This is a genomic window from Paraburkholderia sp. Ac-20342 (assembly GCF_017104985.1).
In the GTDB taxonomy this organism is placed as follows: Bacteria; Pseudomonadota; Gammaproteobacteria; order Burkholderiales; family Burkholderiaceae; genus Paraburkholderia.
This window is the reverse complement of the sequence record NZ_JAAGPQ010000048.1, coordinates 26,998-49,487: the sequence shown is the minus strand read 5'-3', so window position 1 is coordinate 49,487 and position 22,490 is coordinate 26,998. Positions and strand designations below refer to the sequence as shown.

The 22,490-nt window shown below is 63.1% G+C and carries 18 protein-coding genes; 11 read left to right on the top strand and 7 right to left on the bottom strand.

The features are described 5' to 3' along the window. Positions 1 to 29 precede the first annotated feature (29 nt). The 5 genes from G3N58_RS20405 to G3N58_RS20385 all read left to right on the top strand — a co-directional run bounded on the left by G3N58_RS20405 (position 30) and on the right by G3N58_RS20385 (position 8,012). Complete coding sequence (locus G3N58_RS20405) at positions 30 to 1,178, top strand: M14 family metallopeptidase (RefSeq protein ID WP_206000047.1); 1,149 nt, start codon at positions 30 to 32, stop codon at positions 1,176 to 1,178. A gap of 35 nt (positions 1,179 to 1,213) precedes the next feature. Beyond that, positions 1,214 to 2,287 carry an ornithine cyclodeaminase gene (locus G3N58_RS20400; protein WP_206000046.1) on the top strand — a complete coding sequence of 358 codons (1,074 nt, stop codon included), beginning with the start codon at positions 1,214 to 1,216 and terminating at the stop codon, positions 2,285 to 2,287. An 85-nt stretch (positions 2,288 to 2,372) separates the two neighbouring features. Beyond that, positions 2,373 to 4,010, top strand: coding sequence for a gamma-glutamyltransferase family protein (locus G3N58_RS20395; RefSeq protein WP_206000045.1), 1,638 nt, complete (start codon positions 2,373 to 2,375; stop codon positions 4,008 to 4,010). 56 nt (positions 4,011 to 4,066) lie between these two features. Then, positions 4,067 to 5,440, top strand: coding sequence for an MFS transporter (locus tag G3N58_RS20390; protein WP_206000044.1), 1,374 nt, complete (start codon positions 4,067 to 4,069; stop codon positions 5,438 to 5,440). A 127-nt stretch (positions 5,441 to 5,567) separates the two neighbouring features. After that, the gene (locus G3N58_RS20385) at positions 5,568 to 8,012 is read left to right on the top strand and encodes a TonB-dependent receptor (protein WP_206000043.1); all 2,445 of its coding nucleotides are present in this window, start codon (positions 5,568 to 5,570) and stop codon (positions 8,010 to 8,012) included. Between the two features lie 14 nt (positions 8,013 to 8,026). On the opposite strand, the gene G3N58_RS20380 is transcribed toward G3N58_RS20385, so the two are convergent. The 5 genes from G3N58_RS20380 to G3N58_RS20360 form a co-directional block, all read right to left on the bottom strand. Further along, positions 8,027 to 9,190, bottom strand: coding sequence for an amidohydrolase family protein (locus G3N58_RS20380; protein WP_206000042.1), 1,164 nt, complete (start codon positions 9,188 to 9,190; stop codon positions 8,027 to 8,029). Beyond that, complete coding sequence (locus G3N58_RS20375) at positions 9,115 to 10,428, bottom strand: MFS transporter (protein ID WP_206000041.1); 1,314 nt, start codon at positions 10,426 to 10,428, stop codon at positions 9,115 to 9,117. Before G3N58_RS20375 ends, G3N58_RS20380 begins: the two co-directional genes overlap by 76 nt. Before the next feature lie 143 nt (positions 10,429 to 10,571). Continuing rightward, on the bottom strand, positions 10,572 to 11,645 hold the full coding sequence (locus tag G3N58_RS20370) for an isocitrate/isopropylmalate dehydrogenase family protein (RefSeq protein ID WP_206000040.1): 1,074 nt from the start codon (positions 11,643 to 11,645) through the stop codon (positions 10,572 to 10,574). Between the two features lie 15 nt (positions 11,646 to 11,660). Next, on the bottom strand, positions 11,661 to 12,086 hold the full coding sequence (locus tag G3N58_RS20365) for a cupin domain-containing protein (RefSeq protein ID WP_167048900.1): 426 nt from the start codon (positions 12,084 to 12,086) through the stop codon (positions 11,661 to 11,663). A 26-nt stretch (positions 12,087 to 12,112) separates the two neighbouring features. Beyond that, on the bottom strand, positions 12,113 to 13,480 hold the full coding sequence (locus G3N58_RS20360) for an NAD-dependent succinate-semialdehyde dehydrogenase (RefSeq protein WP_206000039.1): 1,368 nt from the start codon (positions 13,478 to 13,480) through the stop codon (positions 12,113 to 12,115). Between the two features lie 316 nt (positions 13,481 to 13,796). Between G3N58_RS20360 and G3N58_RS34530 the strand changes: the two genes are divergently transcribed. Further along, positions 13,797 to 14,672: a GntR family transcriptional regulator gene (locus G3N58_RS34530; RefSeq protein WP_167284207.1), complete on the top strand. Its 876-nt coding sequence runs from the start codon at positions 13,797 to 13,799 to the stop codon at positions 14,670 to 14,672. Positions 14,673 to 14,947: 275 nt separating this feature from the next. Further along, the gene (locus tag G3N58_RS20350) at positions 14,948 to 16,366 is read left to right on the top strand and encodes a serine hydrolase (RefSeq protein WP_240162838.1); all 1,419 of its coding nucleotides are present in this window, start codon (positions 14,948 to 14,950) and stop codon (positions 16,364 to 16,366) included. Positions 16,367 to 16,723: 357 nt separating this feature from the next. Here the strand turns inward: G3N58_RS20350 and G3N58_RS20345 are convergent, their stop codons facing one another. Beyond that, positions 16,724 to 17,515, bottom strand: a complete 792-nt coding sequence (locus G3N58_RS20345; protein WP_206000038.1) for an enoyl-CoA hydratase/isomerase family protein — start codon at positions 17,513 to 17,515, stop codon at positions 16,724 to 16,726. Positions 17,516 to 17,547: 32 nt separating this feature from the next. Next, positions 17,548 to 18,678, bottom strand: a complete 1,131-nt coding sequence (locus G3N58_RS20340; RefSeq protein WP_206000037.1) for a glycoside hydrolase family 88 protein — start codon at positions 18,676 to 18,678, stop codon at positions 17,548 to 17,550. A 329-nt stretch (positions 18,679 to 19,007) separates the two neighbouring features. Between G3N58_RS20340 and G3N58_RS20335 the strand changes: the two genes are divergently transcribed. The 4 genes from G3N58_RS20335 to G3N58_RS20320 are packed head-to-tail and all read left to right on the top strand — an operon-like array spanning position 19,008 to position 22,467. Beyond that, positions 19,008 to 20,291, top strand: coding sequence for an MFS transporter (locus tag G3N58_RS20335; RefSeq protein WP_167048889.1), 1,284 nt, complete (start codon positions 19,008 to 19,010; stop codon positions 20,289 to 20,291). Between the two features lie 48 nt (positions 20,292 to 20,339). Continuing rightward, the gene (locus tag G3N58_RS20330) at positions 20,340 to 21,542 is read left to right on the top strand and encodes a CaiB/BaiF CoA-transferase family protein (protein ID WP_167048887.1); all 1,203 of its coding nucleotides are present in this window, start codon (positions 20,340 to 20,342) and stop codon (positions 21,540 to 21,542) included. A 17-nt stretch (positions 21,543 to 21,559) separates the two neighbouring features. Then, complete coding sequence (locus G3N58_RS20325; RefSeq protein ID WP_167048885.1) at positions 21,560 to 21,997, top strand: MaoC/PaaZ C-terminal domain-containing protein; 438 nt, start codon at positions 21,560 to 21,562, stop codon at positions 21,995 to 21,997. After that, positions 21,994 to 22,467 (top strand): MaoC/PaaZ C-terminal domain-containing protein, encoded by a 474-nt coding sequence (locus G3N58_RS20320; protein ID WP_205193308.1) that lies wholly within the window; start codon positions 21,994 to 21,996, stop codon positions 22,465 to 22,467. The genes G3N58_RS20325 and G3N58_RS20320 overlap by 4 nt, the downstream gene beginning before the upstream one ends. Positions 22,468 to 22,490: the final 23 nt, after the last annotated feature.

Genomic DNA, 22,490 nt, shown 5'->3' with positions numbered 1-22,490 from the left:
GCGCATCGCAACCGAGGAACTCCTGGTCCATGTCAATTCGCGACACTCACCGGCTGCTGCCGGGCGCCGACGGTACGGCGCATCATTTGTATGTTGATCGCTTCGGCCCGTCGGGCACCGGCAGGAAGGTTTACGTGCAGGCCGGCCTGCATGCGGACGAAGTGCCCGGCATGCTGGTCGCCGCGTGGCTGAAGACGCGCCTGCGGGCACTCGAGGAAGCGGGCAGCCTGCGCGCCGAGTGCGTGGTGCTGAGCGTGGCCAACCCGATCGGGCTCGGCCAGGCCGTGCTCGGCTACCCGCTTGGCCGTTTCGACCTGGCGAGCGGCCGCAACTTCAATCGCGGTTTTCCGATGCTCGCGGCGCAGATCGGCGACGCCATCGAAGGCCGGCTGAACGGCGACGCCATCGAAGGCCGGCTGAACGGCGACGCGCTCCACAACCGCGCAGTGGTGCGCGAAGCCTGGCGCGAGCTGCTCGACAAGGCCGCGCCGCGCCACCCCGTGGACGACCTGCAGCGCACGCTCATGCAGCTCTCGATCGACGCCGACATCGTGCTCGACCTGCATTGCTCGCGCGAGGCGGCCATGCACATCTACACGGGCGAGGCCATCTGGAACGAGGCCGAGCCGCTCGCGCGCTATCTCGGCGCGCGGGCCTCGCTGCTGGCGTTCGATTCCGGCGGCCAGTCGTTCGACGAGGCGCACAGCCTCACATGGTGGCAATTGCAGGAGCGCTTTCGCGGGCGCTATCCGATTCCCAACGGATGCGTTTCGGTGACGGTCGAGCATCGCGGCCAACGCGACGTCAGCGACGAACTGGCTCGGCAGGATGCCGAAGCAATTATTTCGTACCTGACCTATGCGGGCATGATCGACGCAGCGGTCGAACCGCTGCCGCCCTTGCCGCATCCCGCCACGCCGCTCGCCGGCAGCGAGCAGTTCTACGCGCCGGCCACGGGCGTGCTGCTGCATCGCGTGGAAGAGGGCGCGCACGTGCAGGCCGGCGACGAGATGTTCGTGGTCGTCGATCCGGTCGAGGGCACGCGCACGGCCGTGCATAGCAGCACGAGCGGCGTGTTCTACATGCGGCGCGACGTGCGCTACGTGCGGGCGGGCGATCCGCTGGGCCGCGTGACCGGAGAAAAGACCCTGCGCAGCGGCTATCTGCTGGGCGCCTGATCCTGAACCATCGCACCAGACTGACGAGTGAGAACATGACTAGATATATCGACGTAAGCGACATGCGCCATCTGGCCGCATCGGTCGGCACGCAACGGCTCATCACGGAGATGGCCGAGTACATTCGCGCGGACTACCTGCGCTGGAACGAATTCGAGAAGTCCGCCCGGGTGGCGAACCATGTGCCGGGCGGCGTGATCGAGCTGATGCCGGCGTCGGACTCGACGCTCTACGGCTTCAAGTACGTGAACGGCCATCCGAAGAACACCCGCATCAACATGCTGACCGTCATGGCGTTCGGCGTGCTGGCGGAAGTGGAGACGGGTTTTCCCGTGCTCTTCAGCGAATTCACCATCATGACGGCGCTGCGCACGGCGGCAACCTCCGCGCTCGTCGCGAAGGCGCTGGCAAGACCCGACTCGCGCACGATGGCGTTGATCGGCAACGGCGCGCAAAGCGAATTCCAGATCCTCGCGTTTCGCGCGATGCTCGGCATCGAGGAAGTGCGCCTCTTCGACGTGGACCCGGCGGCCACCGACAAGCTGATGCGCAATCTCGCCGACGTGCCGGGGCTGAAGCTCGTGCGCGCGGCGAGCGCGGCCGAGGCCGTGCGCGGCGCCGACATCGTCTCCACCGTGACGGCCGACAAGACCAACGCGACCATTCTCACACCCGACATGATCGAGCCGGGCATGCACGTTAACGCCGTCGGCGGCGACTGCCCGGGCAAGACCGAACTGCATGCGGACGTGCTGATCGGCGCGCGCGTGGTGGTCGAGTTCGAACCGCAAACGCGCATCGAAGGGGATATCCAGCAACTGCCGCCGGAATTCCCGGTGATCGAGCTGTGGCGCGTGCTGTCGGGCGAGGTGGCGGGGCGCACGAGCGCCTCGGAAGTGACGGTGTTCGATTCGGTGGGCTTCGCGCTCGAAGATTTCTCGGCGCTGCGCTATCTGCGCGATGCCGCGAACCAGTACGGTATCGGCCGCGATATCGATCTGATTCCGGCGCCCGAGAATCCTAAGGATCTCTACCAGTTCGTGGCGGCGCCGCTCGACGCGCCGGCGCTTGCTTCGGCACCTGCTCAAGCAGCGGCGAGAGCCGCCTGAGCCCGACGGCAGCGTTGCACCATCCGGCCTTTCTGACCCTTCTGGCCGTTCGTCATTGCTTTATCGCCAACCGGTTTTCTTCTCCATGACGCGCTTCAACTGGCAAAACCCGTATCCGACACCGCGCTCGCCCGTGTTCGCCCGCAACATCGTTTCGACCTCGCATCCGCTCGCCGCGCAGGCCGGCCTGCGCATGCTGTGGAAGGGCGGCAACGCCGTCGACGCGGCCATCGCCGCGGCGGCGGCCATCACCGTGGTCGAGCCGGTCTCGTGCGGCCTGGGCGGCGACGCGTTCGCGCTCGTGTGGGACGGCCAGAAGCTGCATGGCCTGAACGCGTCGGGCGCGGCGCCCGCCGCGTGGAACCTCGACTATTTCCGCAGCCGCTACGGCGAGGAAAACGGCATCGCGAAACGGCCCCGACGCGGCTGGGACGTGGCGACAGTGCCGGGCGTGATCGCCGGTTGGGAAGCCTTGCATGCGAAGTTCGGTTCGCTGCCGTTCGCCGATCTGATGGAGCCGGCCATCGAAATCGCCGAACGCGGCCACGCGGTGGCCGGGGTGGTGGCGCGCAAGTGGAATGCCGCGATTCCCGAATTGCAGAATCAGCCCGGTTTTGCCGGCACGTTCATGCCGCATGGACGCGCTCCCGAGGTCAGCGAGCGCGTGTGCTTTCCGGGCCACGCGGCGACCTTGCGCCTGCTCGCGGAGCAGGGGCCGCGCGCCTATTACGAAGGCGAGATTGCCGAGCGCATCGCCGCGTTTTCGCGCGAGTGCGGCGGTGCGATGACGCTGGACGATCTGCGCAACTGTCGCGCGGACTGGGTCGAGCCGATCGGCAAGGAGTATCGCGGCCATACCGTGCACGAGATTCCGCCGAACGGGCAGGGCATTGCCGCGCTGATCGCGCTCGGCATTCTCAAGCAGTTCGACGTGAAATCGCTGAAGGTGGACAGCGTCGAGTCGCAGCATCTGCAGATCGAAGCGATGAAGCTCGCGTTCGCGGACATCTATCGCTATGTGGCCGACCCGCGTTCGATGGAAGTCACGCCCGAACAGATGCTCGACGACGCTTACCTCGAATCGCGCGCGAAGCTGATCGACCCGAAGCGCACGACGCATTTCGGCTTCGGCATGCCCGCCTCGGGCGGCACGATCTATATGTCGGCCGTGGACGAGCGCGGCATGATGGTCAGCTTCATCCAGTCGAACTACATGGGCTTCGGCTCCGGTGTGGTGGTGCCCGGCACCGGTATCGCGCTGCATAACCGCGGCTGGGGCTTTTCGATGGACCCGAAATCGCCGAACGTGGTGGCGGGCGGCAAACGGCCGTTTCATACCATCATTCCGGCGTTCCTCACGCAGCAGGTCGATGGCCGGCAGGAAGCGGTGATGAGCTTCGGCGTGATGGGCGGCGACATGCAGCCGCAAGGCCATCTGCAAACGGTGGTGCGCATGCTCGACTACGGCCAGCAGCCGCAGGCCGCATGCGATGCGCCGCGCTGGAAGATCAACCGCGACTTCACGCTCGACCTCGAAGCGACGCTCGATCCCGCGACCGTGCAGGGGCTGCGCGAACGCGGCCATCAGATCAAGAGCATGAACGACCCGTATATGGACTTCGGTTCGGGCCAGTTCATCTGGAGGCTCGATCGCGACGACCCGGAGCGCGGCTACGTGGCCGCGAGCGATTCGCGGCGCGACGGACTCGCCGCGGGCTTCTAGGCGTTTTCTCATTCTTTATAAGGTATTTCGCACGATGCACGGTGGAGGCCCGTCATATGACCAATGATAAAAACAGCGAAACCAGCAAGCTCCGGAAAGTCATCGTATCGACCATAGTCGGCGGCATGCTCGAATGGTTCGACTTCATGGTGTACGGCTACTTTTCGACGCTGATCGCACAGACGTTCTTCGTCGGCGTCAGTCGCGCCGAATCCTTGTTGCTCACGTTCGCGACGTTTGCCGTCGGCTTTCTGGTGCGGCCCATCGGCGGCGCCGTGATGGGCATGTACGCGGACCGGGCCGGCCGGGTCAAGGCATTGTCGATGATCATGGTGGCGATGTCGGTCGGTTCGCTGCTGCTCGGCTTGACGCCGGGCTATGCCGCGATCGGGATCGCCGCGCCGCTGCTGGTGGTGGCCGGGCGGCTGGTGCAGGGCTTCGCGGTCGGCGCGCAGTTCGCGCTTTCGTCAGTGACGATTTACGAAATGGCGCCGCCGGGCAAGAAGATGTTCTACGGCAGTTTCAACATGCTGACGTGGGGAATCGCGGCCATCCTGTCTTCGGGGTGCAGCTATCTGCTGTCGCGGCATCTGTCGCACGAGGCCATGCTGGCCTGGGGCTGGCGCCTGCCGTTCCTGGTCGGCGCGCTGGTCGGGCCGTTCGGTTTCTACATCCGGCATAGCGTCGGGGAGTCGGCGGAGTTCCGTCAGATGCAGGCGAATGCCGTCGCGCGTCTGCCGCTCGGTCGCCGCATACGCGACTTCGTCGGCGAGAATGGCGACGCGCTCGTTTGCGCGATCGGCATCATCATGGGCGGCACGTCGCTGCTCTATGTGTGGCATGCGTACCTGCCGCACTACGCGCAAAGCCAGCTGCATCTGCCGATCAGTTCCTCGCTGCAGGCGGTGTTCGTCACGAGCATCATCTCGTGCGTGCTGTCGCCGGTATTCGGCGCGCTGGCCGATCGTGTCGGACCGTACCGGGTGTTCTGCTTCTTTATCGGCAGTTGGCTGATCTGCGTGTTCCCGCTGTTCTGGTTCCTGCTGGCCACGCCCACGGCGACGCGGCTGATACTCGTGCAACTGGTCGGCATTCTGTTCGTGACGCTGCAAGGCGCCGCGCATCCGGGCATGCTGGTGAGGCTCTTCACGGTGCAGGGCCGCTCGACGGGCGTGGCGATCTCCTACAACATCGGCGTGATGCTGTTTGGCGGGCTCGCGCCGTTCTATATCTCGGTGGTCTCGCGCTTTACCGATGCCCGGTTCGTTCCGCCGGCTTATCTGGTCGGTACGACCGTGCTGTCGTTCGTGCTGGTCGTGGGCACGCGCACGGGGCGGCGCGCGTTCAGGCTCGAGAGCGAGGAGCGGCGGCAGGCAGCCGCTGCGCGCGGCGAAGGCGGTGCGGCAGGCGCCGTTCCTTCCAGCAAATAGATAGACCGGCAAGATGCATCGGCTTTAGCGCGTGGCCGCCGAAGCCGATAAAAATGGCGCCTTGATGCGAATCAAGGCGCCATTTTTCCTGTAGCGCATTTGAAAATTGTTCCCGGATGTGGTTTAAATGCGGGACGTGGAAAAAGAACCTCGGGATCGTCAGACGGCACCGGCCGCAAGGGAGGCAGGTGTTTGTCGAGGGGGATACGATCGCCTGGCGTTGACGGACAAGGCGGCAACGCTCGGGTTCGTCGCTGAGGTGGTGAATTTTCAAACACGCTACAAGAAAACCATGAAGCAACAGACGTCGAGAAAAACAACATGGAAGCACTATGTCGCCGTGGCTTGTCTGTCGGTTGCGAGTGGATATGCGAATGCGCAAACGGTGAAAATAGATTTGCCGGCATTGCCCTTGTCGGAAGCACTGGCGAAGCTCTCCCTGCAAGGCAAAGTTAACATTCTTGCGTCGGACGCATCGGTGGCAAATCGCATGGCGCCGGCGGTGTCGGGCACGCTGAGTATCCATGACGCGCTGGATCAACTGCTCAAAGGCACGAATCTCAAAGCCGAACAGAAGCAGGAGGGGACATGGGTCATCTCGGCGTCGTCAAAACAGGCGGCAACGGGTGCCACGGATGCCGCTACGGTGTTGCCGGCGATTACGGTAACGGGCAATGTCCCCTCGGATAACACGGGCTTCCTCGCGTATTCGAGCAATACCGCTACGCGTACCGACACGCCGATTAGCGAAACGCCGCAGTCGATCCAGGTGATTACGGCGGATCAACTCAAAAGCCACCAGACGCAATCGGTTCTGGACGCACTCGAGATGGCCGGCTTGCCGATCGTGAGCCAGTCTCAGGGAAATAGTGCGGCCGTTATTTCCAGAGGTTTCACGGCCAATGTCATGAGAAACGGAATCAATGACGTCAGCGGGAACCAGACCGCGCTTTCGATTCCCATGGCCGGTATCGAGCGGATCGAGGTGATCAAGGGCGCGGATTCGATCGTGGCCGGCGTCATGTATCCGGGCGGCGTGGTCAATATCGTGACGAAGCAGCCGACCGCGGACCCGGTTCGCGAATTAACCGTTCAGACGGGATCGTATGGGGACTGGCTGGGCGCAGTCGATCTGGGCGGGCCACTGACGCCGGATAACCATCTGACCTACCGGCTGGTGGTGTCAGGTGAGCGTTCTGGTGAAAGCTATGGCGGATACGATGGTAACCGGACGTTCTATGTGGCGCCGACGCTGGGCTGGAAATCGGGGGGGACGGACATCGTTGTCGGCTATCAGCATCAGGCCCAGAACCTCCCGGCCACGGCCATTACTTTTGTCGGCCCGGATGGGCCGCTTCGACTCGACGCGCGTGCTACCCCTCCGGACAACCAGTTCATTAAATCCGACACGCTGTTTTATGACATCAAACAGAAACTGGGGCATGACTGGGAAGTCGAGAGCCGGACGCAGTATCAGAATATCAATGACTGGAGTGAAAATAATTATTTCCCCTTCGGATACGACCTGACATCAATGCCCTATTCGGGCGGGACATACACCACCAGTTCATCTTCGATTGAAACTGATAATCATATAAAAACGGCATTCCAGATCGGCGCCGTCAAGAATAGCCTGATGTTCGGGGGGGAGTACCAGATTTACCGGACGAATATCAATGAAATCGCCTCCGGGGTCCTCGCCCCTTTTCCTTCGCCGACACTCCCGCCGGTCGCAGGGGATTTCTACAACATCAGTTCAAGGCAGTACTTCAACAACCTGTATCTGCAAGACCAGATGAGCTGGGGGCGACTGCGCGTATTGGCGAGTCTCGCGCGCGGAACCTCCTGGTCGAACAGTCAGCCGGCGCAATCGGCCTGGTTGCCTAATATCGGTGTGCTGTATCAGTTGAGCGATGATGTGTCCGTCTTCGCCAACACCTTCCGGAGTTTCGTTCCCAATACATTCAGTCCTCTGATTCAGGGCGTGCTCGTGCCGCCGGCACTGGGGCGTTCGGTAGAGGCCGGCGTCAAGCTCAATCTGCTCGACGATCAACTGAGTGTCACGGCCGACGTATTTCGGACCGCAATGTCAAATACGTTCTATCCGGCACCGGGATCTCCCAGCGGATACCGTCCGGCGGAAAATGAAGCCTATCGGGGTGCCGAAATAAATGTGGCGGGCCAGGTACTGCCCGGCTTGAACCTGACGTTCAACTATACGTACACCACTGGGCAGCAGTTACCGACAAACAATACTCCACCCGTGCGTCATATGGGCGGCCTGTGGCTGAGCTACGATCTGCAGTCCGAGCATCTGCGGGGATGGGGGGCCGGCATCGGCCTGCAGGCGCGCAGCAGCTACGAGATACCGGTGCAACCGCTGGTGTACAAGATTCCCGGGCAGATGCAGACCGATCTGAATGTGCATTATCAAACCAAAAACTGGTCGACCATTCTTGGCATCAAGAACGTCTTTAATCGCACGCTTTACCAGGACGCTGTGTACTACGTAGATTTCGTCACGCTCAATCCGGGCCGCCTGGTTTTCTTGACCAGTTCCTATAAATTCTGAGTGCATGAATCGAATCAACTCAGCGCAAGACGGTAGGCGTGGGCCGCCGTTGCGCTAAACAACGCGCGTTTCTCGTCAGGCGAGCATCGCGCGGTCAAGCGCTTGAATGCATTCCAGACGACACCGTAGCTCGCGCTCTGCTGGTCCACGGGGAAATTGCTTTCGAACATGCAGCGAGTCACACCGAACGCTTCCAGACATTCGTGAACATACGGGGCCCAGGAGCGTGCGAGTACTTCCGAGCCGGGGGGCACCGCGTTCAGATGGAATGGAAAGCCGGTGTATAGCATGCCGAGTCCGCCCAGCTTCATATACACGTTCGAATGCGCGGCGACTTGTGCGAGCCCCGACTTCCATTCGGCAAAGACGGCATCGCGTTGGCCCTCGTAAGGACCGACGCCCAAGGGACCGCCGACGTGGTTCACGATGATGCGGGTCTCGGGAAAACTTCCCGCCAGAGCGGCGATTTCGTTCAACTGATGGTGATAGACGAACGCATCGAAACTCAGGTCGAACGCGCGAAGGTGACGGAATGCCGCGCGAAAGGATCGGTCGGTGCTGCGTCCTTGCGCGTACGTCTGTCCCCACATGCCGATGCCGGCTGCATCCCAGCGGATCGGGAAACGGATGCCCCGCAAGCGGCCTGCCGCTGCTTCATGCTGCGCTTCCAGCACCGGCACCACCTGGTCGCCCAGCATCATGTCGGCTCTCGCGACAATGCCGGCGCAGATTGCGTTACGCCATCGCGCGGGCGCCGCGAGCGCGGATGCCACCGCAAACCGCGTTTCTCCGACGGGGCGCAACGCCGGACTTGCATGCTCGCAATAGGAGGTGCCGCCTTCCACGAAAACGGTCGCTCGAATATGGTGGCCGGTCGTCAGGTCCGCGAGAAAGTCGTCGACGAGATAGTCTCCGTTCTTGCGCTGCCAAAGATGATGATGACAATCGACGATCGGCAGATCGGGGTCGAGAGCCGGCTCGGAACTTTGCCGATGCCATGCGTCGAGTTCTGCCGCTGTTCGAAAACTACTGGTTCTGAAGTCGTAGGCGAGGCGCATGGGAATGGGTAGGGAATCATCAGGCCGATCGGAGCGGGCGCGATTTACTTGCTCTCGACGAGGCGCACGAGGACGGCGGCGAGAATCGCCGAGACGAACAGGAAAACCGACATTGCCCATATGCCGGCCGAGAAAGCACCGGTCGTCTCTTTGAGTATGCCGATGATGTACGGCCCCGCAAAGCCGCCGAGTGTCCCGATCGAATTGATGAATGCGAGTCCGCCCGCCGCGGCCCGCTCGCTCAGGAAGGTGGTGGGGATCGTCCAGAGAATGCCGACGGCCGAGATGGTCGACGCGGAGGTCAGGGTGATGCCCAGCATGACGACCCCCAGCGAGTTGAAGTGCGCCGCCAGTGCGAGGCCGATGCCGCCGATCAGGCACATGATCGCGAGGTTCGTCACGGGCCTTCCCCTGAGCGTGACGACATAGGACCAGGTCAGCAGGACGCAGGCGGAGGCGAGCGGCGGGATGGTGGCGAGCAGGCCGATTTCCGACAGCCGCAGGCCGTGGCCCCGCAGGATTTGCGGCAGCCACACTCCCACCCCATAGCCGCCCAGCACGAAGCCGCACTGAATGGCCGCCAGCATGAGAACGCGCGGGTCCTTCAAGGCGGAGGTCAGGTCTTTCTTGATGTGCTGACCCGTGCCTTCATTGAGCATCTGGGCGAGTTCGGTCCGCTCGTCCGGTGTCAGCCAGTGGGCGTCTTCCGGCTTGTTCCGCAGGACGGCATACACGACGAAGCCGACGAGCACGGCCGGCAAGCCCTCGATGATAAACATGGCCTGCCAGCCATGCATCCCCGCGAATCCGCCCCACCGTAGAATGGAGGTCGACAGCGGCGCGCCGATGATCGCCGACAGCGGAATGCCGAGCGCGAACAGCGCCTGCACGCGTACTCGCTCCCGTGGCGGGAACCAGCACGAAAGAAACAGCGTGACCCCGGGAAAGAAACCGGCCTCGGCGACACCGAGCAGGAAGCGCATGATGTAGAAACTGGTCGGGCCTTGCACGAGCGAGGTCGCCGCTTCGGCGAGTCCCCACGTAATCATGATGCGGGCGAGCCAGCGCCGGGCCCCGTAGTGATGCAAGGCCAGGTTGCTCGGGATTTCAAAAAAACAATAGCCGGCAAACAGGATGCCGGCGCCCCATCCGAACTGCGCGGGCGTCAGGCGCAGGTCTGAGTTCATCGTCAGGGCCGCGTAACCGACGCTGGTGCGGTCCAGATAGTTGATGATGAACGCGACCAGAAGCAATGGCATGAAGCGCCACGTATTCTTGCGCAGCGCACTTCGCTGTATCTCGGTTCTTGCTTCCTGGGCCGTGTGAACGCCGTTTCGCCCGATCGATTCGACTTGCATCTTCCGTTCTCCGCTATTGCTGCGTCTTTTTCCTGGCGAGGCACACGACCGCTTGCGTTGCCGTGCGCTCCCGATGAAAGGCTCTCCCGCTTGCCTGCTTGATGCAGTCCTGTACGAGTGGCGAGCGACGTTCTCTGGCCTGATTACGCGCCAGCGAGCGCTTGCGCGACCTGCTTGCCGAAAGCGCTGCAACCCGTCGTGCCGCCCAGGTCCGCCGTGCGAGTCAGCGGGTTTTCCAGGGTGGCGTCCACGGCGGCTTCGATGGCCGTTGCGGCTGCCACGAAGTTCGCCAGCCGGCGTCGTTCGCCGATCCAGCGCATCAGCATGCCGACCGACAGCATCATCGACGTCGGGTTGGCGGTGTCCTTGCCTTCGAGGTCGGGTGCGGAACCGTGCTGGGCCTGTGCGCAGCAGAGCGTTTCTCCGGCCATGACCGAGCCGGCCAGCCCGAGACTGCCGGACAATTCGGCCGCGAGGTCGCTCAGGATGTCGCCGTAGAAATTCGTCGCGACGATCACGTCGAAGCGTTCCGGCGAGCGCACCAGGTGCGCGGTCGAGGCGTCGATCAGAAGATTGTCGAATTCGACTTCCGGAAAATCCTTGCTCACGTTGCGCACGCATTCGAGGAACAGGCCGTCGGTCATGTGGAAGCTGTTGGCCTTATGAATCGCGGTGACGCGCCGCTTGCGCTTCATGGCCAGTTCGAAAGCGCGCCGCGCGATGCGCTCGCTGCAATGGCGCGTAATCTTGCGGACCGACAGCGCCATATCTTTCGACGGCATCATTTCGCCCCAGCCGAGATGCATGTTGCGATCGGGATAGAACCCCTCCGTCGCTTCGCGCATGATGACGAGATCCATCTGCCTGCCTTCGCGAAGGTTCGAGCTGAGAAACGGGCGCGTACGGGCCGGGCGGATATTCGCGTACAGATCGAGATCGCAGCGGAATGCCGCCGAGACATTGCGGCCGCCCTGGTCCGGCGGCGGGTAGTCGGCGTGCGAGATGGTGCCGAGAATCAGGCCGTCGTAACCGGCAGCTTTTTCGAGTACTTCCGGCCTGAGGGTCGTGCCGTATTTTGCGAGGCTCGCGAAGCCGATGTCTTCGACGTCGTATTGCAAACGCAGATCGAACACGCGATCGGCCTGGGCGAGAACGGTCATGGAGGCGGCGATGATTTCGGGACCGATACCGTCGCCGGGACAAACGAGAATACGCATGGCGGATGTTGACGCTCAGGGAGAGGGAGTCTGATGTTCGGCCGAGACGGGGCGCGTTTCGCCGCTGGCGACGAGCGTGCGGGTGGCATCGAGCCGCGCGTAGATCCAGAGGATCTTCATGGGATTCGTCTTCGACATGTTGCGAAAGCGATGCGGCACGTTCGGCGGAATAAAGGTCGTATCGAGCGGCTTCAAACGGTATTCGAGCCCGTCGATGTCGAGGATCGCATCGCCCTCGACCAGCACCACGCTTTCCTCGCAGTTATGGCTGTGAAACGGGATTTCCATGCCCGGCTCGAACGACGTGTACCCGGTGATGAAGCTCGCGGACCCGACGTTCTTGCCGACGAGCGGCGTCGTGCTCGCGCCGCCGCCGCGATCGTAGCGCGGCAGGTCTTCGGGGCGCAGCAGGGCCGCGCCCGATGGTGTTTTGATCGTCATGATGTTCTCCTGAGGGTGGATCGGGCTCAGCGAGCCGGATTGATCCAGACGGTCTTGATGTTGGTGAATTCACGCATGCCGACGGCGCCGAGTTCGCGCCCGTAACCGGACTGCTTGATGCCGCCGAACGGCAGCCGCGCGTCGGACGCCACCACGCTGTTGACGAAAACGGCGCCCGCCTCGATCTTCCGCACGAGTTGCTGTGCCCGCGTCAGGTCGGTGGTCCAGAGCGCGGCGCCGAGACCGAACTCCGTATCGTTCGCCAGCGCGATGGCCGCATCGGTATCCTTGACCCGCATGACCGCCGCAACGGGGCCGAAGGTTTCCTCGCGAGCGGCGACCATGTCGGGCGTCACGTGGTCGAGAACGGTCGGCGCGTAGAAAAAGCCCTGGCCCGGCAGCGGCTGTCCGCCGGTTTTCAGCACGGCACCGGCGGCAACGCTCAGTTCAACCTGGCGATGCAGCTCGTCGCGAAGATTGGCGCGCGCGAGCGGCCCGATGGTTACGCTGCGATCGGTGGGGGCGCCGACTTTCAGTTGAGCCACGCCGGCACAGAACAACTCGACGAAGCGATCCGCGACGGCTGCGTCGACGATAAAGCGCTTCGAGGAAATGCAGCTTTGACCGGTGTTCGAAAAGCGTGCCTTGACGGCCGCTTGCGCGGCGCGCTCCACATCCGCGTCCGCCAGCACGATGAAGGGATCGGAGCCGCCGAGTTCGAGTACCTGCTTTTTCATGGCGGCGCCCGCTTGCGAGGCGACGAGCTTGCCGACCGCGGTCGAGCCGGTCAGCGTGACCGCGGCGATTCGCGAGTCGCTAATCAGTGCCGCCACGTTCTCGGGCTGGATCAGCAGGGACGCAGCGAGTCCCGGCGGCACACCGGCATCGGCGAATACTGAGTTGATCGCAAGCGCGCATTGCGGCACGTTGCCGGCGTGTTTGAGGATGATCCCGTTGCCGGCGCAGAGCGCGGGCGCGGCGAAGCGGATGAACTGCCATATCGGGTAATTCCACGGCATGACCGCGAGCACGACACCCAGCGGGTCGTAGACGATCTGGCTGCCCGTGGCACTGGCGACCGGTTCGTCGGCGAGGAACTGCGCCGCGTTGGCGGCATAGAACCCGCAGGTCGCGGCCGACTTCTCGATCTCGGCTTCGGCCTCGACGATGGGCTTGCCCATCTCCAGCGTAATCAGTTGCGACAACGTTTCCTTGCGACGCAGCAGTACTTCGCCGATGCGCGCGACGACTGCCGCGCGCTGCGCGATCGGCACTTGCGACCACGGCCGCTGAGTGGCGACGGCGTCGTCGAGCGCCTGTTCGATGCGGGCCGGCGAAGCGGCGTCGAACGTTGCCACGACGGATTCGGTGGCCGGATTCAAGGTGCGAAACATGAAGGTTTGCCTTTCGATGAGGGTTCCGTTTCCGTGCGTGCCGCGGGTTGCCGCACATGAAATCTGTTTGGTATTTTGTTTTTTCAATATACCATTCGATTGGTCTTTTGAAGATGATTTGTACCACTGGGGTATACCCGTTCTATGGTCGCTACGGTGCTATCGCGCAGAATATCCCGAGAAATATGCAGTGGCATGGAGGTGTATTGAAAGCCTGTTCGGTCGGCAAAGCGGTGAGAGAGGTATATTTATCAATCAAAATACCTGATAGTGGCATGCTACAATCCCCGGCAAATCTATTACTCTGGACGACAGAATGAGCCGCCCATTAGCCGATGCGCTCGCGGCACATATTCATCAGCACATTCGCGTTGCCGGCATCGAACCCGGGACACGCCTGCCCGAGCGGACCCTCGCGGAGCAGTTCAACGTGTCGCGCTCGCCGGTGCGGGAAGCCTTGAAGCGCCTTGCGGTGCAGGAGATCGTCATGGCGCATCCCGACGGCGGCTATGCCGTCTCGGAAGCGGCATTCCGCAGGTCGGCCGACGCCGGTGAGATGGCCGCCGCCGGCGATGACGAAGCGGTCTATCTCGCGATCGCCGAAGACCGGCTGGCCGGCAAGCTGGCCGACCGCTTCACGGAAAACGCGTTGATGCGCAGTTACGGCGTGACCCGCGCGCAACTGAATGCGATCCTGCGCCGCATGGCGCAGGAGGGCTGGATCGAACGGCGGCCCGGGCACGGCTGGATGTTCCTGCCGATGCTGACTTCGGCCGAAACCTATCGGCAGGGCTATCGCTACCGGTTGCTGATCGAATCGGCCGGCATTCTGGAGCCGACTTTTCGGCTCGATCGCGAGGCGCTGCTGCAATGCCGTGCGGAGCAGGAGGCGCTCGTCAACGGTGAGGTGCGCACGGCTTCGCCCGCCGCGCTGTTCGACGCGAATAGCCGGCTGCACGAAACCATTGCCGCCTGCTCGGGCAATGCGTTCATTCTCGATGGCCTGCGGCGTCTCGACCGGTTGCGTCGCCTGATGGAGTATCGGAAAGCCGTCGATCGCAATCAGGCGGAGAGACGTTGCCGCGAGCACCTGACCTTGATCGATCTTCTGCTGTCCGACCAGCGCGAGGCCGCGGCCAATTTTCTCAAGATGCACCTTCACAACGCGGCCCGGGAAAAGGCCGGCGACTGATGCGATGCCGCGATCGCATGCCCGTGAGCGTACAGGCCGGGCGGCGGCGGGGTGATCGGAATTACACATAGTGATCGGCTGTAGCGACTTCCTCAATCCGGTTCGCGCCGCTACAGTCTTTTCGTGTGGTCAGCCCCGATGAGGGAGACCGTGTCATGTCTGTTTGTCATTGAATCAGGGTGCCTATGCCAGAGTCGACCGCTGTTTCCAATGGGCTGCCTTCAGCGTCGCCGTCGAATGTTTTCAGCGACGGGCTGGAGCGTGCCGTGCCATCCATGACCGGCGTGAATGCCGATGCCGTGGTCTCGTTTCTCGACGATGTCGAGGCCGCGGGTCTCGATCTGCACGGTTTCATGCTGAGCCGTGATGGCCGCGTCGTGGCGGAAGGGTATCGCTGGCCTTATCGGGCCGATCGCACGCGCATCATGCACTCGGCGACCAAGAGCTTTGTCGCGTCGGCAATCGCGTTCGCGCTTGCAGAGGGCCGACTCAAGCTGACCGACAAAGTCGTCTCGTTCTTTCCGGAGCTTTATGCCGGTCCCGTGGAAGGCTGGCTCGCGCAGATGACGGTCGAAGATTTGCTGACCATGCGCGCCGGGCATGAAAGCGAAACATCGGGCGCGGTGTGGCGCGTTCTGAATACCAGCTGGATCGCCGAATTCTTCAAGATTCCGCTCGCTCATGAACCGGGTTCGACCTTCGTGTACACGAGCGCGGCCAGCTACATGCTTTCGGCGATCCTGAGCCGTGTGACCGGTCAATTGGCGCACGACTATCTGAAGCCGCGTCTGCTCGAACCGCTAGGCGTGACGGGCGAAACGTGGGACGTCAGCCCGGACGGCATCAATCCCGGCGGCAACGGATTCTCGGCCAGGCTGGTCGATCTGCTCAAGCTCGGCATGCTGCATGCTCAGGACGGCGTGTGGAACGGGCAGCGCGTGCTGCCGGAAGATTGGGTGCGCGTGGCGACCCAGCCGCATGGCGAGCCCTTCAAATATGGTTATCACTGGTGGACCCGGCCGGACGGCAGCTATAGCGCAATCGGACGATTCGTGCAGATGGTGACGGTATTTCCGGAGCACAACGCGGCGCTTGCCGTGATGGGGGCGATCCAGGGCAGTTTCAGGCTCTTTCCTCATATCGAACAGCATTTTCCCGCGGCATTCACGAATGGCGATACCGCGGCTTCTGCTTCCGCCTCGGCCGATAAGCGGCTTATCGAAAAGCTCGCGCACTGGCAGCACGAAGAGGCGCCGACTCTCTGGAAGGAGCCGCTCAGGAAATCCGCGACGGCGGCATGGACCGGCGCGCGACGCTTCGAGATCGAAGCGAATCGGTATGGTGTCGAAGCGGTCCAGTTCGCATGCTCGGACGATCGATGCTCCTTCACGCAGTTCGATGCGCGCGGGGCACACATGATCGTGGCCGGAATCGGGCATTGGATCGAAGGTCGAACCGATATGCCGGGCAGCGATCTGCACCACGGTTACGAGATGAATAACAGCGCGGTGGTCGCGCGCGCGACGTGGCTCGACGACAAGCGTTTGCAGATGGTCTGGATTTTCCCCGAGACCGCATTCCGCGATACCGTTGAAGTTCTGTTCGACGGCACCGGCATCACGGCTCAGAGGTCGGTCAATGTCAACGGCAGTTCGCTTCGGCATGACGAGCTGGTCGGCAGCGAAGCGCGGTAGACGATCCGGAGCGTGACGAGGTTCGCTCCGTTTTTTGCCGGCGTGGATCGTCCCGCACGGCGGGTCGAGTGCAAATTGCAGGTGGCTTTGAGGGATGCTGCGGGGCTTTGACGGGGCGGCCACTTTTATCGCAACCGGCGCGAGGTTGCATGGGTGGCGGGCGAGAACAGTCGCTTCGAAGTACTGCGAATGGACTGGGTGTGGTTTGGCGGGTGTTTGGGAGGCAACGGCTGGCGTCCGCCGCATTTCTTCAGATCAATGCTTCCGGAGTGCTGCCGATATTTTTCTCAGGCTCGATTCACCATAAAACTTCCAGGCGGAAGCTTTATGGTGTCTTCTTCTCTATGTACAGGCGCCTCATCCCGCATCCGGCGCAGCGCGCTTTCTTCTGGCAAAGAAAGCCGCTTGTGCTTCCTTCTGCGCGGCCGAGCCCCACAGCCGGCCCACTCCGCGAGCTTCCGCTTCGAGGCCGGTTGCGCGACCCTCGCGCAATCCGGTGCGCACTACCGATTTCAACTCGGCCAGCGCTTCGCCGGCATGCCGCGCGATCGCGTTCGCAAGCGTCAGCGCCTGATCGCGCAGCGTGTCCGCGTTGGCCACCTCGTTCGCCAAACCCGCATCGAGTGCCCACTGTGCCGATACGGGATCGCCCGTGAGCATCATTCGCATGGCGCGCGACGCGCCGATCAGCGCGGGCAGGCGCTGAGTTCCGCCCCATCCCGGGAAACTCGCCAGCGTGATTTCGGGCAGGCCGAGCCGCGCAGTGTCGGCGACGATCCGCAGGTCGCACGCCAGCGCCAGCTCGAGGCCGCCACCGAAGGCGACGCCGTTGATGGCGGCGATCGTCGGTTTGGCAAACGTCTCGATGCGATCGAAAATCGCCTGCCCCCAACGCATATGCTCGTAGGCGTCCGTGGGCGAGAAGTCGCGCTGCTCGTTGATATCCGCGCCCGCGGAGAAAGCCTTCGTGCCCGCGCCCGTCAGCACGACGACGCGCGTTTGCGCATCGTCGGCAAGGCGTGTCAGCGCGTCGTCGAGACTTTGCAGCAAAGGCTTGCTGAGCGCGTTCATGCGCTCGGGCCGGTTCAGCGTGAGTACGGCGACGGCGTCAAAGTGTTCCTGCGTGATCGTTTGCGTGGTCGTTTCCATGATGATTCACTCGCGTCGAGTCTTGTCGTGTTCTATCCGTTCGAGGTCTGTGCGAGCGAGCCTGCGCCGCTTCCGCGTTGCCCATTCTGTTCCTTGATGCCGCGCAACGTCAGCAGTGCCTTGAGGAAATAGTAGTCGCCATAGATGACCGATTCATCGATACCGAGGCCGTGCGGCAAATCCGCCGTGGCATGCGCGAGAATCGGCGCGCGGTCGTCGCTCGCGAGGCAATCTTCGCACAGCGCTTTGAGCATCGCTTCGGCGAGGGCAAGATGGCGCGCATCGGAACTGAGTTCCCAGAGCCGGATGAGGCCATACGCGGTGATCGCGCCCGCCGACGAATCCTTGACCGGTACGCCGTCCGCAGAGTAATCCCACGGCGGAACGCGATCTTCCGGCAAGTGCTTTTCCACGTAGTCGGCAACGCGCTGGGCTGCTGCGAAGTACTCCTGCGAGCCGGTCATGTCCGCGAGCATCGCGAGGCCGGCGAGCGCCCAGCCCTGGCCGCGCGACCATGCGCTCGATGCGTCGAGACCCTGGTAGGTGTCGCCGGCAATCGGCGTGCCGTCGGCGGTATTGAACTTGTACACATGAAAGACCGAGCCGTCCTCGCGCTGATGGTTGGCGAGCGCCGTTTTCGTATGGCGCTGCACGACCTCGAGCAACTGCGCGTCGGCGCCATGATTGACGGCCCAGACGAGCAGCGGAAGATTCATCAGCGTGTCGATCAGGACCGAGCCCGACCAGTCTTCGCTGCCGAAGAAGCCCCAGCCCGGAATGAAGCCGCCTTGCGGATTGAACTGCCCGGCGAGGCTGTTGGCGGCGGTGAGCGCGGCCTGGAAATAGCGCTCGTCGCCGGTGAGACGCCAGCCCTTGATCGCGCTCGGATAGAACATGAAGCCGAGATCGTGGTTGACGGGGTCCGACGCGCGCGGCAGCAGGCGCTCGGTGAACGACACCGCGGCCGCGAGCAGTGCGTCGCTCTTCTGTTCTTCGTAGCTGAGCCAGAGCAGGCCCGCCCAGAAGCCGCCGGTCCATACGCCGTCGGGCGTCGTGCACCATTGCCCGGCCTCGGTGATATGCGGAAAGTCGCCGCCGCGGCTTGCCTGGGCGCGTACCTTGTTTACGGCCGCTTCGATGCCGTCGTTCAACCAGCTGCTCATGTTTTCTCCTGTCATGGATATGCCCGGCGTAATGACAGAGCCAGGCAGGAATTTGACAACGTTGTCACTGTGCGTCAATTTGCCTGCGAAGGCAAGACCCAGTGGCAAGAGCCGGCAACGTGAAAATCTCCTAAAGGTCCTTAATATAAGGCTATTTAGAGAAATGCCAGGGTTTACAGGGTGATCGAAATGAAAAAGAGTGGATTGACAACGATGCCAAATCGGGCCTATTGTTCTTGCAATCGTTGTCAGAGATAGATCAGGACGCGAGCAACGGGCCGCGCATCGCGGCCGAATCGACAGCAAACCAGAACACAAGGAGACCGGAGATGGCCGGAACAACCCTTCCCATCAAGCGATGGTGGATCATCCTGCCCGTCGCGTTTATCACCTACAGCCTCGCGTATCTCGATCGCGCGAACTACGGTTTCGCGGCCGCCGCGGGCATCGACCACGATCTCGGCATCAGCCGCTCGACCTCTTCGCTACTCGGCTCGCTGTTCTTTCTCGGCTATTTCTTCTTCCAGATTCCGGGCGGCATGTATGCGGAACGACGCAGCGTGCGGCGCCTGATCTTCTTCAGCCTGATCGCGTGGGGCGGCCTCGCCGCGCTGACGGGCGTCGTCACCAGCGTGCCGATGCTGATGGCCGTGCGCTTCGCGCTCGGGATCGTCGAGGCGGCCGTGATGCCGTGCATGCTCGTGTACGTGTCGAACTGGTTCGTGAGGCGCGAGCGCTCGCGGGCCAACACGATCTTCCTGCTCGGCAATCCGGCGACCATCCTGTGGATGTCGGTCGTGTCGGGCTATCTCGTGCAGTCGTGGGGCTGGCGCGTGATGTTCATTGCGCAAGGCCTGCCGGCGGTGCTGTGGGCGTTCGTCTGGATTGCCGTCGTGCGCGACCGGCCTTCGCAAGTGGGCTGGTTGAGCGCCGAGGAAAAGGCCGCGATCGAGAACTCGCTGGCCGAAGAGCAGAAGGACCTCGCGCCGGTGAAGAACTATCGCGAAGCGTTCCGCACGGCCGCGGTGTGGAAGCTGGCGGGCGTGCTGTTCTTCCAGAGCCTCGGTTTCTACGGTTTCCTGTTGTGGCTGCCGTCGATCCTGCGGCACGGCGCGACGCTCAGCATGGTCAACACGGGATGGCTGTCGGCCGTGCCGTACTTCGGCGCCGTGGTCTGCATGCTGCCGGTCGCGTGGATGTCGGATCGCCTGCAGAACCGCAAGCTCTTCGTCGCGGTGCCGCTCGCGATCGCCTCGCTGGCGTTCTTCGCGCTGTACTTCGTGGGCGCGTCGAATTTCTGGCTGTCGTTCGCTCTGCTGACCGTTGCCGGTATCGCCATGTACGTCGTCTTTCCGCCGTTCTTCTCGATTGCGCCCGAAGTCCTGCCGCGGACCGTGGCAGGCGGTGCGTTAGCATTGATCAATAGCGTGGGCGCACTCGGCTCGTTCCTCGGCTCCTACGCGGTCGGTTATCTGACGGGGCTCACGGGCGACCCGGCCTCGTCGTATCTGTTCATGGGCGGCGCGCTGATCGTGGCCGTGTTGCTGGCGAGCAGCGTGAAGCGTGCTCACGCGGCGGCGTCGCTGCCGCTCGCGGCCAACTCCGCGCGCTAGGCCGATTTCAACAAGCGGATTTCAATCTATCGTTTTCTGGAGAAAACAATGCTCGAAGGTATGCGCATCGTCAGCTTTTGCCACTATCTGCAAGGGCCGGCATCGACTCAATATCTCGCCGACATGGGTGCGGACGTCGTCAAGATCGAGGCGATCGGCGGTGCCTACGAGCGGCACTGGTCCGGCGCGGGCGTGTTCGTCGAGGACGTCAGCGCGTTCTTTCTCTGCGCGAACCGCAACAAGCGCGTCATCGCACTGAACCTGAAATCGCAGGAAGGCCGCGAGATTGCGTTGAAGCTGATCGACGAGGCCGACGCCGTGGTCGAGAACTTCCGGCCCGGCGTGCTCGATCGCCTTGGCCTCGGCTATGACGCGGTGAAGGCGCGCAAGCCCGGCATCATCTACGCGTCGGCGAGCGGCTTCGGCGGTTCCGGCCCGATGCGCGACATGCCCGGCCAGGACCTGATGATCCAGGCACGCACCGGGCTCGTGGCCGCCTCGGGCGGCGGCGCGACGGCGGTCGGTGCGGCGATCTGCGACCAGCATGGCGGCGCGTTGCTCGCAATGGGCATTCTCGGCGCTTACGTGAAGCGCATGAAGACCGGCGAGGGCACGCGCGTGGAAGGCAACCTGTTCAACGCGGGCATCGATTTGCAGGCCGAAGCGATCACCAACTATCTGACCGCGGAGAAAAGCGCGGCCGTATTCGAGCGCGACGCGCATTTGTCGACGTGGTTCCATCAGGCGCCGTATGGCATCTATCGCACGGCGGACGATCGCGCGGTGGCGATCTCGCTGAACAATCCCGCGGTGTTTGCCGAAGCGCTCGACGACGATGGGCTGCGCGCGCTCGCGAACTGCAACCCCTACGAGGAGCGCGATGCCTACGCGCGTGCCACGGCGAACGCGGTGAAGCGCTACCGTCTCGATGCGCTGGCCGAAGCGCTCGATGCCAAGGCCATGTGGTGGGCGCCCGTGCAGGACTATAGCGACTTGCGCGACAACCCTCAGGCGCAGCACAACCGCGTGTTCGAAACGGTCGATATCAAGGGCGGCACGGCGACGCTCATCAATCATCCTCTGCGTTACGACGGAGAAGTGCCCGCGGTACGGCACCTCGCCATCGAGATCGGACACGATACGCAGCAGATTCTGCAAGAACTCGGCTATGGCGCCGACCGGATCCAGACGCTCGCCAACGAGGGCGTCGTGTCCGGACGCGGTCTCGCGAACACGAACGCGCCGGCCTGATGCCATCGGAGAGGCCAATGAGCGATTTCTATCTGAAGCCGGGCGATACCGTTTCGCTCGAACAACACGTCAGTGCCGAGGCAATTCGCGCATTTGCCGATGTCAGCGGCGACCACTCGCCGAACCACGTCGACGAACAGGCCATGGCCGCCAGCGCGTATGGCCGCGTGATCGCGCACGGCGCACTGATGGTGGCCTATATGTCGGCCTGCTCGACGGCGATCGTGGAGCGCGTGCAAGGCGTGCGCGAGCGCGAGACGCCGGTGTCGCTCGGCTACGACCGCGTGCGCTTTCTGAAGCCCGTTTTCGCGGGCGATACGCTCAGGCTCGACTATACGATTCGCGATGTCGATCCCGAACGCCGCCGCACGGTGGCCGAGATTCGCATCGTCAATCAGGAGGGCGAACTGGTGAGCGTGGCCGAGCATATTCTCAAATGGGTGGTGACGCCGTGAACGCAGCGAATCAGGACATGAGCATGGCAGGGCGCGACTTCGACGGCCTGAATGTGGGCGACTCGGTCGAGCTGGGCGGCTTCACGATCACCGATGCGAACATCGTCGCCTTCGCGGGCGTCGGCGGCGATTTCTACGAGGTTCATACCGACGACGAGGCGGCCCGCGCGCTCGGCTTCGAGCGGCGCATCGCGCATGGCCTGTTGATCGTCTCGCTCGTCGATGCGATGAAAATGCGTTGTGCGTGGCGCTTGCAGGCGGTCGCCACGCTTTCGCTGACGTGGGACTACAAGCAGGCCGTGCTGAGCGGCGACCGTATCACGGCCGTGATGCGCGTGGAATCGAAGCGCGAGACGAAGCGCGCCGACCGTGGCATCGTGGTGCTCGCGATCGACGTGTTCAATCAGCGCGGCGAGTGCGTGCAACAAGGCAGGACGACGACGATGATGGTCCGGCGCAGCGGACTATAAGGCAGCCTCGCGGGCCGTATGGT

Coding starts and splice junctions, on each gene's coding strand:
- G3N58_RS20405 (WP_206000047.1), top strand. CDS start 30: ATGTCAATTCGCGACACTCACCGGCTGCTGCCGGGCGCCGACGGTACG.
- G3N58_RS20400 (WP_206000046.1), top strand. CDS start 1,214: ATGACTAGATATATCGACGTAAGCGACATGCGCCATCTGGCCGCATCG.
- G3N58_RS20395 (WP_206000045.1), top strand. CDS start 2,373: ATGACGCGCTTCAACTGGCAAAACCCGTATCCGACACCGCGCTCGCCC.
- G3N58_RS20390 (WP_206000044.1), top strand. CDS start 4,067: ATGACCAATGATAAAAACAGCGAAACCAGCAAGCTCCGGAAAGTCATC.
- G3N58_RS20385 (WP_206000043.1), top strand. CDS start 5,568: ATGCGGGACGTGGAAAAAGAACCTCGGGATCGTCAGACGGCACCGGCC.
- G3N58_RS20380 (WP_206000042.1), bottom strand. CDS start 9,190: ATGGGCAATGTCGGTTTTCCTGTTCGTCTCGGCGATTCTCGCCGCCGT.
- G3N58_RS20375 (WP_206000041.1), bottom strand. CDS start 10,428: ATGCAAGTCGAATCGATCGGGCGAAACGGCGTTCACACGGCCCAGGAA.
- G3N58_RS20370 (WP_206000040.1), bottom strand. CDS start 11,645: ATGCGTATTCTCGTTTGTCCCGGCGACGGTATCGGTCCCGAAATCATC.
- G3N58_RS20365 (WP_167048900.1), bottom strand. CDS start 12,086: ATGACGATCAAAACACCATCGGGCGCGGCCCTGCTGCGCCCCGAAGAC.
- G3N58_RS20360 (WP_206000039.1), bottom strand. CDS start 13,480: ATGTTTCGCACCTTGAATCCGGCCACCGAATCCGTCGTGGCAACGTTC.
- G3N58_RS34530 (WP_167284207.1), top strand. CDS start 13,797: ATGAGCCGCCCATTAGCCGATGCGCTCGCGGCACATATTCATCAGCAC.
- G3N58_RS20350 (WP_240162838.1), top strand. CDS start 14,948: ATGACCGGCGTGAATGCCGATGCCGTGGTCTCGTTTCTCGACGATGTC.
- G3N58_RS20345 (WP_206000038.1), bottom strand. CDS start 17,515: ATGGAAACGACCACGCAAACGATCACGCAGGAACACTTTGACGCCGTC.
- G3N58_RS20340 (WP_206000037.1), bottom strand. CDS start 18,678: ATGAGCAGCTGGTTGAACGACGGCATCGAAGCGGCCGTAAACAAGGTA.
- G3N58_RS20335 (WP_167048889.1), top strand. CDS start 19,008: ATGGCCGGAACAACCCTTCCCATCAAGCGATGGTGGATCATCCTGCCC.
- G3N58_RS20330 (WP_167048887.1), top strand. CDS start 20,340: ATGCTCGAAGGTATGCGCATCGTCAGCTTTTGCCACTATCTGCAAGGG.
- G3N58_RS20325 (WP_167048885.1), top strand. CDS start 21,560: ATGAGCGATTTCTATCTGAAGCCGGGCGATACCGTTTCGCTCGAACAA.